Genomic DNA, 12,657 nt, shown 5'->3' with positions numbered 1-12,657 from the left:
TCGCGCTCACCCGTCCGACGGGTCCGCGCCGTCGCCGTGCGTCGCTCACCATCGACCCGACGGCGACCGCGTGATCGTGCAACGATTGGCGGCATGTCGCAGCCGCGCACGATCATGGCCGATCCGGCCTGGCGCCCCAGTCCGAAGGCGAAGCTCCTGTGGACTGTGCAGGCCGTCCTGACTTGGGTGATCCCGTTCGCGGCCCTGCTGGTATGGGCGGTGGTCGACTCCGCGCATCGCGGGTGGCAGCTGGGATTCTTCCTGGTCGCGCTCGTGCCCGCCGCGCTGAACATCGGTGTCGCGCCGTGGTGGCGGTACGCGGTGCACCGCTGGGAGGTCACCGACGAGGCGGTCTACACCCGGGTCGGCTGGCTCACCCAGGAGAGCCGGGTCGCGCCGATCTCCCGCGTGCAGACCGTCGACACCGAACGCGGTCCGCTCGAACGCCTGCTCGGATTGGCGACCGTCACCGTGACCACCGCGTCCTCCGCGGGTGCGGTGCAGATCAGCGCGCTCGACCTTCCGGTCGCCGAGGAAACCGTGGCCCGGCTCACCCGGATCGCCGCCCAGCACCGTGGAGACGCGACATGAACCCCGAGACGACCGGCGCCGAGCAGGACGGGCCGCCCTGGCAGCGGCTGGACAAGCGGATGCTGCTGGTCCATCCGATCACCGAAGTGGTGAAGTTCATCCCGGTGCTGATCGGTTCGGTGATCCTCGGGACCAGCAGCGGCAACCACGTGTGGAGCATCATCCCGCTCGCGTTGATCGTCGGGTTCGCGCTGACCCGCTGGTTCACCACGACGTATCGGGTCGGGCCCACGCACGTGGAGTTGCGCACCGGGCTGCTGGAACGCAAGAAACTGTCGGTGCCGCGGTCGCGGATCCGCTCGGTGGACATCGAAGCGGACCTGCTGCATCGGGCTCTCGGCCTGGCGGTGCTGGCGATCGGGACCGGCCAGCATGCGGAATCGGGCGAGAAGTTCAAGCTCGACGCCCTGGATGCCCGCGTCGTCCCGCCGTTGCGCGCCGCGCTGCTCGCCCATACGGCGGACAGGATGGGTCCGGACGAAGAACGAAAAGAGCCGCAGCAGAACAGCTCCGGTGGTTTCACGACCCCGCGTACCCGGGCGCGGGAGATCGGGCACTGGAGTCCGGCGTGGGTGCGCTACGCCCCGTTGTCGCTGACCGGGTTCGCGATCATCGCGCCGATCGTCGGCTTCGCGCTGCAATACGGGCTCGGTGAGATCGTTTTCCGGTCCGACGCGGTGCACGACGTGGAAGACGGCGGCGTGCTCGTCCTCGCGCTCGCCGCGGCCGCGCTGCTGGGCGTCATCGTCGTCGTGGTCAGCGCTGCCGCGTGCGCGCACTATCTGACCACCTATTTCGGGTTGCGCGTCCGCGACGACGGCAAGACCTTGCAGCTGCGCCACGGCCTGTTCACCACCCGCCAGATCACCCTCGACCGAGCCCGGCTGCGCGGAGCGACGGTCTCCGAACCGCTGCTGCTGCGGCTTGCGGGCGGCGCCGAACTCGAGGCGATCATGACCGGGCAGAACCCCCGGCAGCGAATCCTTCCGCAGGCTCCGCGTAACGCCGTGGAGCACACCCTCGGCCATCTGCTCGCTCCAGAAGAAGTGCGGGACAACGAGTTTCCCGTCCGGCCGGAGGCGAGGCCCACCGGTTCGGGCGCGGCGGACCCGCACACCGTTCCGGCGCCGGGCAGCGCCCCGCTGACCGCGCACGGCCCGGCCGCACGGCGACGCAGGCATACCCGCGCGCTCGCGCCGGTCGTGCTCATCGCCGCGGCGATGGTCGTCAACTCCCTTGCGGGACAGCACTATTCGCCGTGGTGGTGGCTATTGCCCGGCCTCACGCTCGCCCTCGCACTCGCCCTCGCGGAGGACCGCTATCGCGGCCTCGGACACGCGGTACTTCCCCGCACAACCACCAGCCCCACCTGGCTGATCACCCGGGCCGGATCACTCGACCGCGACCGCGACTGCCTCGAGGCGCCCGGCATCATCGGCTGGACAGTGCGTCAAACCTTCTTCCAACGGCGCGCCGGGGTCGCCACGGTCGTCGCGGCCACCGCGGCGGGCAAGAAGCGCTACTCCGTGGTCGACCTTCCCGCCGACCGAGCATGGGAACTCATCCAAGCCGTCACACCAGGGCTGCCCGGCACCCGCTGAACCCACCCCCAAGTGTCGCTGATCGGTTGCCGAGCGGCGGCGGAGTTCAATGGACGCTGTGGTGACCAAGACCGAGCCGCACCATACGGAGCCGCGGATCGCCGACCGCCGGGTTCGGCAGATGCAGCGAGCGGACAAGTTCCGTTTGACCGCGGTGGGCGGGCTCGCCGCGCTCTCCCTGGACGCGTTGTCCAGCGTGGCCTACGGACCAGAGGCGATCGTGCTGGTGCTGGTCGCGGCGGGCGCGGCGGCCGTCTCCTGGACGCTGCCGGTCGCCTGCGCGATCGCCGCACTGTTGCTGGTGCTGGTGCTGTCCTACCGGCAAGTGATCGCCGTGCACCCGGACGGCGGTGGCGCGTACGCGGTCGCCAAGAAGCAGCTCGGCAGGCCCGCCGCGCTGCTCGCGGCCGCCAGCCTGGTCGTGGACTACGTGCTGACCGTCGCGGTGAGCCTCGCCGCCGGCGCGGCCAGCCTGGCCAGCGCCTTTCCCGCCCTGGCCCACGAACTGCTACCGATGACACTGATCGGCCTCGCGGCGCTGACCGTGATCAACCTGATCGGAGTGGCGGAATCCGCACGGGTGCTGATGGGGCCGACGATCCTGTTCGTCGTCCTGATCGGCGGTGTGATCGTTGTCGGGCTGCTGCGGCCGGAGCCGGTCGCGTTGATCGGCGGCGACCCGGGTCCGCTCGAGCCGGTCGAGGCGCTCGGAATCGTCCTGCTGCTCAAGGCCTTCGCGGCGGGATGCTCGTCACTGACCGGTGTGGAAGCGATCGCCAACGCCGTGCCCGCTTTCCGCACCCCCGCGGTGCGCCGCGCGCAGCACACCGAGGTGGCGCTGGGCATCCTGCTGGGCGCGATGCTACTCGGCCTGGCCGTGCTGATCCGCGAGCACCACGTCACGCCGCGCCCGAATGTGACCATCTTGGCCCAGCTGGCGGCGGCCGCGTTCGGCACCGGCTGGCTGTTCTATCTCACCAATCTCGCGGTCACCGCGGTGCTGCTGCTCGCGGCGAACACCAGTTTCGGCGGGCTCCCGGTGCTGCTGGCGCTGCTGGCCAAGGACCACAGGGCGCCGTCGCTGTTCGCGCTGCGGTCCGAGCGTCCGGTCTTCCGGTACGGGGTCACGGCACTCGCTTTATCGGCCGGGCTGGTGCTGCTGGCGGTCGATGCCGAAACCCATCGGCTGCTGCCGGTTTTCGCGATCGGCGTCTTCATCGGGTTCACCATCAGCCAGACCGGTCTGGTGCTGCACTGGTGGCGAGCGCGCGACCGCGGGTGGCTGCCGCGCGCACTGCTGAACGGATTCGGCGCGACGCTCACCGCCGTCGCGGGCGTCGTCCTGCTCGCGGAGAAGTTCACCGAGGGCGCGTGGCTGCTGCTGCTCATCATTCCCGCGCTGGTGGCCCTCTTCTTCCGGATCGAGAACTACTACGCCGGCGTCGCGCGTCAGCTGCGACTGCGTGAAATCCCGCCGCCGCCGCGACCGGCGCCGGAGGCCAAGGAGTTGGTGGTCGTGCCGGTGGTCACCATGAGCGAGGTGACCTATCGCGCCTTGGAAGCCGCGCTGCGCATGCGGGGCGAAATCGTCGCGGTGGCCGCGGACATCGATCCGGCCACGACCAAACGGCTCTGCGCCCAGTGGAAGGAGTGGGATCCCGGCGTGCCGCTCGCGGTGCTCCCCTGCCCGCATCGCAGCCTGGTGTCCACGCTCGTCGGCTACGTCCGCAAGCAGACCGCCGCCGGGCTCGGTGTCACCGTGCTGCTGGCGCATGTCGAAGCCCGGCACTGGTGGCAACGCCCGCTGCACAATCCGCGCGGACCGGTGCTCACAGCCGCGCTGCGCGTTCGCACCGAAGCCGTGATCGCGACCCTGGCCGTCCGGCTCGCGTGAGTCAGCGGCGGCCGAAGACGTGCGCGTTCGCCTGGATGTAGAGATAGGCCAGCGGCGGCAGCAGCCCGGCGAACAGCAACAGCGCCGTCCGCCAATCACTGCCGAGCAGAATGTCACCGCCGGGCCCGGCGCTCGCGCAGACCAGGAAGCCGAACGCCCACGCGACCAGCGGAAGGCCCAGCAGCGCGGGACGCCGGGTCACTGTTCGCGCACCCGCGACGAGCAGGACGTTCACCACTCCCGCCACCGCGGCGGAGACCGGGAAAACGACCGAGCCCAGATAGGTCGGCAGGTAGAGCACCTCGAGCGCAAGGGTGAGCAGGGCGTCCACGATCAGGATCGCGAGGATCACCGAGCCGACGAGTCCTACGGGAATACGGGGGGCGCCGGATGCCACGGGAGCGCGATCGCCTGCGTGGTCGTCGATCTTCGTCGTCACGGCACCGGCGGATAGCCGAGGAGGGTCAACAAGTGGCTCTGCATGTCGGCGAACGCGTACAGCACCGTCATATACAGGTCGTGCTGCTCCTGCCAGTGCGGCCGCATGCTGTCGACGAACGCCGCGATCGCGTTCTGGACCTCCCAGTTGTACATACTGCCGAGTCTATTCCGGCGCGATCGGGCGCACGATCAGTTCTCCCGGTCGGCAGGCAGGGCGGCGACCACCGGAGGTTCGCCGGTCGGGTCGCCACGCTCCGCCGCTATGGCCAGGACTCGTTTACGCGCGGCGAACCACCCGACGATCAGCGCGGGGACGATCAGGGCGATGGTCGCGACGGTCCAGGTCCCCACCGGATAGTCGAACCCCGTCAGCACGACGACGAAGAACAGGAACACCAGCGTGAGCAGACCGGTGTAGGGCGCGCCGAACATGCGGAAGGCGGGCCGCTGGATGCGTCCCCGGGTGGACCAGCGCCACAACTGCAGCTGGCACAACACGATGGTGGCCCAGGAGGCGACGATGCCCAGCGACGCCATGTTCAGCACGATCTCGAACGCCTGATCCGGGACGAGGCCGTTGAGCGCGATGCCGACCAGCGCGATCAGGCTGGTGAGCAGGATGCCGCCGTAGGGAACGCCGTTGCTGCCCATCACCCCGGTGAATTTCGGCGCGCTGCCGTTCATCGACATCGACCGCAGGATGCGGCCGGTCGAGTAGAGGCCGGCGTTCAGGCTGGAGAACGCCGCGGTCAGCACCACGAGATTCATCACGCTGCCGATGCCAGGGACGCCGAGCATGGTGAAGAAGGTGACGAACGGACTCTCGTCCGCCGTGTACCGCGTATACGGCAGCAGCAATCCGAGCAGGACCAGCGAACCGACGTAGAAGACGGCGATCCGGAGGATCACCGAATTGATCGCCCGTGGCATGACCTGCTCCGGATGCTCCGTCTCCCCCGCCGCGGTGCCGACCAATTCGACGGCGGCATAAGCGAATACGACACCGGACACCACCACGACCAACGGCATGACGCCGGTCGGGAACAGGCCGCCGTGATCGGCGATCACGCTCGTCCCGGTCGCGGCGCCCTGCACGGTGAAGCGGCCGAGCAAGAAGATCGTGCCGACGATCAGGAACGCGCTGAGCGCGAATACCTTCACCAGCGCGGCCCAGAACTCCATCTCACCGAACCACTTCACCGAGATCAGGTTGACGCCCAGCACGAGGACCAGCGCGATCAGCGCGAGCAACCATTGCGGAACGGCGGAGAACCCGGACCAATAGTGGAAGTACTGCGCGATCGCGGTGGTGTCGGCGATGCCGGTCATCGACCAGTTCAGGAAGTACATCCAGCCCGCGACGAACGCCGCCTTCTCACCGAAGAACTCGCGCGCGTAGGAGACGAACGACCCGGACGATGGCCGGTGCAGGACCAATTCGCCGAGCGCGCGCAGGATGAGGAACGCGAAGAACCCGCACACGCCATAGACCAGGAACAACCCGGGTCCGGCACTGGCCAGCCGCCCACCGGCGCCGAGGAAAAGGCCGGTGCCGATGGCGCCGCCGATCGCGATCATCTGTAGCTGGCGCGGCTTCAGACTCTTGTGGTATCCGTGGTCCTCGATGCTGAGGTGGGCGTTGTCGCCGCGCGCTGTCATGAACCGACGGATCCTCCGTTTCGATGTGCCGAGATCACGCCGAACCGTACCCGCCGCTCCGATACCGCCAACCGCCAGCCCTGGGGGGACAGGACCTCGCCGCCCGGACATGTTCCGAAAAGGGCGGGCGAATTACGTGAAATGTCCGGAAATCGCGGGTAGCGGCCGCGTCGCCGTCGGCGGGATCCGTCATTCCGGGGCGGCGAACAAATCGTGCTCCCGCCCGTCCGGACCGAGCGGACCGCGCCGACCCCGCACCAGGATGAAGTGCTCCTCGGGCAACACCGGCTGAGCGATACCGTTCGACAAGGCGAATTCCCGGCCGGACGGCGCGACCGTGACCTGTGTGGCATGCGCCCGCAGCGCGGCGCGCTTGGCCGAAAGCACCTCGGAGACGTCGATCGTGGTGGTCACCGCGTCGCTGGGCACGCTCGCGAGTTCGCCCTCGGCGGGCAGTCGCCAACCGGGCGGCAGCGCGCCGGGCAGGCCGGCGGCCGTGCGCCGGGCCAGCGCCGCGGTGTGCAGACGCAGCATGTCGGCGTCGGTGACGGTCCAGTAGTACTTCGGGACATCCCAGCCTTCGCCCGCGGCGGCGTGCACCGCTGCCGTGGTGATCTCGTGCGCCCGGATGTGGTCCGGATGGCCGTAGCCGCCGTTCGGGTCGTAGCCGACGACCACGCGCGGCCGCAGACGAAGGACGACGTCCGTGAGAGCCCGCACCGCCTCGTCTCCGGAGCGCACGAAGACGCGCGGCTTGTTCGCGGCAGGTGTGCCCGCCATCCCGGAGTCACGCCAGCGTCCCGCGCCCCCGAGCAAGTGCGGCGGGCCCGCGTCCAGCGCGTCCAGCGCGCGGGTCAGCTCGAGAATGCGATAGCCGCCGAGCTGGTCGGCGTGATCCGCCGCGAGCAGCGCCCAGTCGTCGCCGATCACCTCGCCCTCCTCACCGAGGGTGCAGGTGATCACGGTGACCGGCACGCCGCGACGGCGGTAGTGCGCGATCGTGCCGCCGGTGGTGATGGACTCGTCGTCCGGGTGGGCGTGTACCAGAAGCAGCCCACCGGTCCCCGCGGTCACGGGATCCTGCGCCACATCGACGCGTCGCCGAAGATGCCGACCTGGATCGCGCCGCTGAGCGAGGCGCCGTCCAGCCGAGGACCGGAGGCGGCGACGGCGTTGTCCTGCACGATCGGCAGCACGGTCGCCATGGCCCACAGTTTGGGTTCGGCTTCGGCGAGCACCCGTCCCACGTCGCCGCCGCGCAGGGCATCGTCGATCGCGGGTTGCAGGGTCGGGTCGCACACGCCGGACAGGTTGCTCGGCGCTCGCTGCGCCGCCTCGGCGATGGCCTGCGCCGGGCCGGTGACCCCGGGCAGCGCGGGCGGCGGGCAGCCATACCTGGAAGCCAGCACGGTCGCCGGATCGGATCCGGCCACCTCCCAGCCGACGATCGCGTCGACCGTGCCCTCCAGCAGTTCCTTGCCGTACAACTCGTCGGGGGCGACACTGCGCACCGTGGCGTCGATGCCCGCGCTGCGCAGCTGGTCGGCGGCGGTATTGGCCACGGCCAAGGCGGTGGCGTCCCGGTCGACCGCGCCGATGCGCACGGCCAGCGGCTTGCCGTCCTTGCCGACGGTGCGCGGCTGCGGGGCGGGCGAGGTCGGGGAAACCGCGGGCGGCGGCTCCGGCGCCCGGCCGTACCCCGCGGCGGCGAGCAGCGCGAACGCCTCCTCCGCCGACGGACGCGGCGGAGCGGTCGGGGCGTATCCGGGATCGGATGGTGCGAGCACCTGCGCGCGCGCCGGTTCCACCCAGTTGCCGGTCTGCGCGCCGACCGTGGCCAGCAGGGCAGGGTCCAGCAGGGCCAGCACACCCGAGCGGACCCGGGGATCGCTCAAGTCGCCCTTGCGTCCGTTGAGCGCCATCTGCAGCACTCGCGACTGCGGCATGATCGTGGTGCGCACGGAGGGAATCGCCCCCAGTTGCGCCTGGGTCGCCACGCCCCCGTGGACCAGCGCCATCTGCACGTCGCCGGTGCGCAGCGAGCCCGCCAGCTGCGCGGTCGTGCCGCCACGGCGGAGCAGGATCTGGCCCGGCATCGCCGGTGTGCCCCAGAAGCGGTCGTTGCGTTCCAGCAGCATCTCGTCACGGCCAGGGTCCGCCGAGCGGATCCCGAACGGCCCCCCGGACACCCGGACACCGTTGACCTGACCGTTCATCCCCCTGGCGAACCCGCCGGGCGCGTCCTTGAGCAGATGAGACGGCAGCAGATCGGTGAACAGCTCCCGCCAGCCGGGGTAGGGCTGCGTCATCGCGACGGTGACCGTCTTGCCGCCCGCCGACGAATTGACGTCCGAGATCATCCGGTAGCCGGCCGGGTCGACGACGCCCGGCTCGGAGATCATCTCCTGCCACAGGTAGCGGAAGTCCTCGGCCGCGATCGGCGCGCCATCCGACCAGGAAGCCTCGTTGCGCAATTTGTAGGTGATCGTGAACGGTTCCTGCGCGGTGACTTCGGCGGAGACCAGCAGCGACGAATCCGGCACCCAGGCCGTCGTCCCCGGCCGCGCCGGATCGAGCACCGGCCGGAACGGACTCGGCAGGACCAGGGAGGCGATCGCCGAGGTCGCGGCGGACTGGTCCGAGCGCAGATGTGGATTGAACGCGGTGCCGATGGTGTCCAAAGCGACGACGACGGTCGTCTCCGCGGGCTTGACCGGTGTGGTCTTCGGACTGTCGGTGCTCTCGATGGGCGGCGGCGGATTCGCCGCACAGCTGCTGATCAAGGTCAGCACTGCCACGGCCGGCAACAACGTGCGCCACGCTGCGCGTTTTCCTGCGCCCACTTTCACGCTCGGGAACTCTACCGTACGGTCGAGTCCGTTCCCAGATTCCTGCCGACCAGCGCGGAAACAACGCGGTCGAACGGATATGCGTAGTGTGGAAACACAGCAGCGGCGCAGGGCCGTGACATCACCCATACATACCGTGTCGAACCTCGGCAAATATTCGGCGTACCGTCGCGGAACAATAGGCTGCCGCACCCGAGGCGCTGCAATTCGTATGCCCATCCGTGTCGTTTGCGCAATCACACGCGCCGCCGACTCGGACATGAAGTGAACATTGCGCCGACACGCCGAACGGGAGACGAATTCTATTCGTCGACGCACCATCCGGCCGACACGGTGACAACCCACACACGCGCTGGCACAACCGCGCGTCGGGGCCCCTCGATAGCCGAGAAAGCTCATTGCGTGCACGACTCTGGATGACCACGGGTGCCGACAATATAAAGCAGGCGCACGGCACAGCCAATTATTTTCCCCCGCCACCACAACCCTCATGACGGGTAGTGGTCGACAATTACCGAAATTTTCCCACCAGCCGTCGCCCCAGAAACTTGTTCCACGCGAACGAACTGATTTCGGATCTGCATACCAAGGGCTCAGACGGTCACGGATCGAAATTGAAGACAACGAAACCGATCAGCCCTCGAATATATGGCACCGGACTTCAGCAGGGCACGCATCACGGGGCCGTCTCGAATTTCTTCCGATTGCCACCATGCCTGGTGATGCGAGGAATTGCGATCACACCCGAGGCGCCCGAGGCGAACGCGAGGCTCGCGGTACACCCGCACGATGCGAGCGCCCGCTACTGCCCGACCAGCGGTTCGGCCCGGTATTCGGTGTCACCCGCGGTGACACCGAATACGGTGGCAGACAAGTTATTACAGTGCCGCGCGGTCGCGCGCCTTGCGCCGGGACAGTTCCCGTGCGCGCTCGTTCTGCCCGAGGACCACCTTGCGCACCCGGACCACCTCCGGGGTGACCTCCACGCACTCGTCGGCGGCGCAGAACTCCATGGCGCCTTCGAGATCCAGCTGCAACGGCTTGGCCAAGGTCTCGATCACGTCGGCGGTGGAGCTGCGCATGTTGGTCAGCTTCTTCTCGCGCGTGACGTTGATGTCCAGATCCTCCGCGCGCGGATTGACGCCGACGACATGCCCCTCGTAGGTGTCCGCGCCCGGCTCCACGAAGAACTGCCCGCGGTCGGCCAGCTGGATCATCGCGAACGGCGTCACCGAGCCCGACCGGTCGGAGACCAGCGAGCCGGTGTGCCTGGCCCGGATCTCGCCCGCCCACGGCGCGTAGCCGTGCGACACGGCGTTGGCGATGCCGGTGCCGCGGGTCTCGGTGAGGAAGTCGGTGCGGAAACCGATCAGGCCACGGGAGGGAACGATGAACTCCATCCGCACCCAGCCCGCGGCGTGGTTGCTCATCTGCACCATCTTGCCCTTGCGCGCGGCCAGCAACTGGGTGATCGCGCCGAGGTACTCCTCGGGGCAGTCGATGGTCAGCTCCTCGTACGGCTCGTGCACCTTGCCGTCGACCTGCTTGGTGACCACCTGCGGCTTGCCGACGGTCAGCTCGAAGCCCTCCCTGCGCATGGTCTCGACCAGGATGGCCAGCGCCAGCTCACCGCGGCCCTGTACCTCCCAGGCGTCCGGGCGCCCGATGTCGAGCACGCGCAGCGACACGTTGCCGACCAGCTCCTGATCCAGGCGCGCCTTGACCATGCGGGCGGTCAACTTGTGCCCCTGCACCCGGCCGACCAGCGGCGAGGTGTTGGTGCCGATGGTGACCGAGATGGCGGGCTCGTCGACGGTGATGCGCGGCAGCGCGACCGGATCATCGATGTCGGCGAGGGTGTCGCCGATCATGATGTCCGGAATGCCCGCGATGGCGACGATGTCGCCCGCCACGGCCAGCTCGCCCGGCTTGCGCTCCACGCCGACGGTCTGCAGCAGTTCGGTGATCTTCACCTGCTTGACGCCGTCGGCGTGCATCCACGCGACGTTCTGTCCCTTGCGCAGTTCGCCGTTGTGGATGCGGACCAGCGCGAGACGACCGAGGAACGCCGAGGCGTCCAGGTTGGTGACGTGCGCCTGCAGCGGCGCGGACGCATCACCCTTCGGCGCGGGGATGTATTCCAGCAGCACGTCGAACAGCGCGTCGAGATTCTCCGCGGCCGGGGCGCTGCCGTTCTCCGGACGCTCCTTGGACGCCTTGCCCTCACGACCGGAGGCGTACAGCACCGGAAGGTCGAGCGCGAGCTCGGCGGCCTCGGCGGCGGCGTCGTCGAGATCGGAGGCCAGGTCCAGCAGTAGGTCGTGGCTCTCCTCGACGACCTCTTCGATGCGGGCGTCGGGGCGGTCGGTCTTGTTCACGACCAGGATCACCGGCAGCGACGCGGCCAGCGCCTTGCGCAGCACGAACCGGGTCTGCGGCAGCGGCCCCTCGGACGCGTCCACCAGCAGCACCACGCCGTCCACCATGGACAGGCCCCGTTCGACTTCGCCACCGAAGTCGGCGTGGCCGGGGGTGTCGATGACGTTGATCACGGTGACCGAGCCGTCCGGGTGGTGGCGGTGCACCGCCGTGTTCTTGGCGAGAATGGTGATGCCCTTCTCGCGTTCCAGGTCGCCGGAGTCCATCACCCGATCGACGGGCTCGGCCCGCTCGGCGAAGGCGCCCGACTGGCGCAGCATGGCGTCGACCAGGGTCGTCTTGCCGTGGTCGACGTGGGCCACGATGGCGACGTTGCGAAAATCGCGTGCAGACGACACGCCTGAATCCTCCTGCTGTTCGGTGTTGGAGCCGACGGTGCTCGGTGTCCGGCGTGCACGGACCCTCCGTGATTACGCAGGCTGCCGCCTCCGGGGCCTGACGCACACGCCGGGCTCCCTGCGAACAGGTGGAGAATCGAAACTCACCAGGCATCGCGGCGAGCTATACCCTACCGGCAGTCGGTTCGAGGCACCGTTTCAGCCTTTGTACTAAGGGTATGCTAACCGCCGTGGGCAAGGTCAAAGCCAAGAAGGTTTCGAGTCTGAAACCGAAGAAGAAGTGCTGTCGGAAGAAGACGCGCTGCGTGAAGTGCCCCGTGGTCATCATGCGGATGAAGAAGTGCGAAGCGGCCGGTGTCACCGGCAAGGATCTGAAGAAGGCGCTCAAGCAGGCGCGCGCTGCCTGACCCCCGCCGCCACCCTTTCCGGGGCGGCCCGAGGCGAGTAGTAAGGAGTGTTATGGCGCAGCAGGCACTGCTCTCCGAACCCGAAATCGCCGACGCTCTCACCGAATTGCCGGAGTGGTCCAGGTCAGGGGACAACCTGACCCGCACCGTCGAGGCGGCCACCTTCCTCGCGGGCATCGAACTGGTGCGCCGCGTCGCCGAAGTCGCGGAGGAGGCGAACCATCACCCCGACATCGATATCCGCTGGCGCAAGGTCACGTTCAGCTTGTCGACGCACTCGGCGGGCGGGCTCACCGCGCTGGATGTAGCACTGGCCCACGAGATAGACCGGCTCTGTTGATTGGCAGCGCCTGCGGCGCTGCGTGTTCGCGGCCCTCTTGTGGCTCGCGTCCGAGTGGCCGCCGCGTTCGCGACGCAGTCGCCAGCGGCGGTCGCTCG

General features: G+C 68.8%; 11 protein-coding genes. 5 read left to right on the top strand and 6 right to left on the bottom strand.

Going from position 1 to position 12,657, the window contains the following annotated elements; all coding sequences use genetic code 11:
- Positions 1-93 precede the first annotated feature (93 nt).
- The 3 genes from ACWEH3_RS29165 to ACWEH3_RS29155 all read left to right on the top strand — a co-directional run bounded on the left by ACWEH3_RS29165 (position 94) and on the right by ACWEH3_RS29155 (position 4,086).
- Positions 94-591, top strand: a complete 498-nt coding sequence (locus tag ACWEH3_RS29165) for a PH domain-containing protein (protein WP_450022868.1) — start codon at positions 94-96, stop codon at positions 589-591.
- Positions 588-2,192 (top strand): PH domain-containing protein, encoded by a 1,605-nt coding sequence (locus ACWEH3_RS29160; RefSeq protein WP_450022870.1) that lies wholly within the window; start codon positions 588-590, stop codon positions 2,190-2,192. Before ACWEH3_RS29165 ends, ACWEH3_RS29160 begins: the two co-directional genes overlap by 4 nt.
- Positions 2,193-2,253: 61 nt before the next feature.
- Positions 2,254-4,086 carry an APC family permease gene (locus ACWEH3_RS29155; RefSeq protein ID WP_450022872.1) on the top strand — a complete coding sequence of 611 codons (1,833 nt, stop codon included), beginning with the start codon at positions 2,254-2,256 and terminating at the stop codon, positions 4,084-4,086.
- Between the two features lies 1 nt (position 4,087).
- Here the strand turns inward: ACWEH3_RS29155 and ACWEH3_RS29150 are convergent, their stop codons facing one another.
- From ACWEH3_RS29150 to typA, 6 genes are all read right to left on the bottom strand, one after another.
- Complete coding sequence (locus ACWEH3_RS29150) at positions 4,088-4,525, bottom strand: hypothetical protein (RefSeq protein ID WP_450022874.1); 438 nt, start codon at positions 4,523-4,525, stop codon at positions 4,088-4,090.
- Positions 4,522-4,680, bottom strand: coding sequence for a hypothetical protein (locus ACWEH3_RS29145; RefSeq protein ID WP_169332723.1), 159 nt, complete (start codon positions 4,678-4,680; stop codon positions 4,522-4,524). Before ACWEH3_RS29145 ends, ACWEH3_RS29150 begins: the two co-directional genes overlap by 4 nt.
- A 36-nt stretch (positions 4,681-4,716) precedes the next feature.
- Positions 4,717-6,186, bottom strand: a complete 1,470-nt coding sequence (locus tag ACWEH3_RS29140; RefSeq protein WP_450022876.1) for an amino acid permease — start codon at positions 6,184-6,186, stop codon at positions 4,717-4,719.
- 189 nt (positions 6,187-6,375) lie between these two features.
- Complete coding sequence (mshB, locus tag ACWEH3_RS29135) at positions 6,376-7,260, bottom strand: N-acetyl-1-D-myo-inositol-2-amino-2-deoxy-alpha-D-glucopyranoside deacetylase (RefSeq protein WP_379255986.1); 885 nt, start codon at positions 7,258-7,260, stop codon at positions 6,376-6,378.
- On the bottom strand, positions 7,257-9,035 hold the full coding sequence (locus ACWEH3_RS29130) for an ABC transporter family substrate-binding protein (protein ID WP_450022879.1): 1,779 nt from the start codon (positions 9,033-9,035) through the stop codon (positions 7,257-7,259). The genes mshB and ACWEH3_RS29130 overlap by 4 nt, the downstream gene beginning before the upstream one ends.
- An 878-nt stretch (positions 9,036-9,913) precedes the next feature.
- Positions 9,914-11,812 carry a translational GTPase TypA gene (gene typA, locus ACWEH3_RS29125; RefSeq protein WP_450022881.1) on the bottom strand — a complete coding sequence of 633 codons (1,899 nt, stop codon included), beginning with the start codon at positions 11,810-11,812 and terminating at the stop codon, positions 9,914-9,916.
- Positions 11,813-12,042: 230 nt separating this feature from the next.
- Here typA and ACWEH3_RS29120 point away from each other — a divergent pair, with 230 nt between their 5' ends.
- Together ACWEH3_RS29120 and ACWEH3_RS29115 are read left to right on the top strand one after the other, a co-directional pair.
- A complete protein-coding gene (locus ACWEH3_RS29120; protein WP_356966658.1) occupies positions 12,043-12,219 on the top strand; it encodes a hypothetical protein in 177 nt (58 codons plus the stop codon).
- 52 nt (positions 12,220-12,271) lie between these two features.
- Positions 12,272-12,559, top strand: coding sequence for a 4a-hydroxytetrahydrobiopterin dehydratase (locus ACWEH3_RS29115; protein WP_450022883.1), 288 nt, complete (start codon positions 12,272-12,274; stop codon positions 12,557-12,559).
- Positions 12,560-12,657: the final 98 nt, after the last annotated feature.

This window comes from Nocardia sp. NPDC004718 (genome assembly GCF_053601535.1).
Note: the sequence above shows the minus strand (reverse complement) of the source record. Positions and strands in the feature narration are given on the sequence as shown.